The following is a 657-nucleotide window of genomic DNA, read 5'->3' on the forward strand; positions in this document are numbered from 1 at the left end:
ATATCGGAGTTCCCGAGGATGATATCTGCACGCAGAAGAGATCGCTCGATCTTCCAGGATACTTCCGTGCTGAAAAACAGTGGGATCTTATCGTCATCAAGCACTATCCGACGGGAAGAGGGAACTTGTTGCTGTCCTTGAACTGAAATCCCAGAAGGGGCCTTCGTTCGGGAACAACATCAATAACCGGACCGAGGAGGTTTTAGGGAGCGCATACGATCTCTGGACTGCCTACCGCGAGGGAGCGTTCAGGACATCTCCCTCTCCCTGGTTAGGGTATATGCTGCTGCTTGAGGATTGCGAGGGGTCTCGAAGGAGCGTGAGGAACAATGAACCGCACTTTGAGGTATTTCCGGAGTTTAAGGGCGCTTCTTACATCGAACGCTATCGACAGACCTGTCTCAGGCTGGTGCGCGAAAGAGTCTATTCCGAGGTCTGCTACTTGCTTGCGAAGGAAGAGGATAGGGCGAAACCACGGAACTATTCCGAACCAGACGAGATTTTATCGGGATACCGGTTCCTGCGCTCCCTGTGTTCCCACCTGAGCAACTTTTACGAGATCGCGTAACGCTGTCTCTGACCCGTTGCCGTCAGCGGATCGGTTGCGGTCGCGTCAGCACCCGGAGTCATTGATCGGAGAGCGCACGAAGATGGGGG

General features: G+C 54.0%; 2 protein-coding genes. Both read left to right on the plus strand.

Annotated elements, in window-relative coordinates:
* The first annotated feature begins 2 nt into the window (after positions 1-2).
* Positions 3-146, plus strand: a complete 144-nt coding sequence (locus tag EI28_RS15605; protein ID WP_082223182.1) for a PaeR7I family type II restriction endonuclease — start codon at positions 3-5, stop codon at positions 144-146.
* Positions 80-568, plus strand: a complete 489-nt coding sequence (locus EI28_RS15610) for a PaeR7I family type II restriction endonuclease (RefSeq protein WP_082223181.1) — start codon at positions 80-82, stop codon at positions 566-568. The genes EI28_RS15605 and EI28_RS15610 overlap by 67 nt, the downstream gene beginning before the upstream one ends.
* Positions 569-657: the final 89 nt, after the last annotated feature.

The organism is Methanoculleus sp. MH98A, assembly GCF_000691865.1.
Taxonomy (GTDB): Archaea; Halobacteriota; Methanomicrobia; order Methanomicrobiales; family Methanoculleaceae; genus Methanoculleus.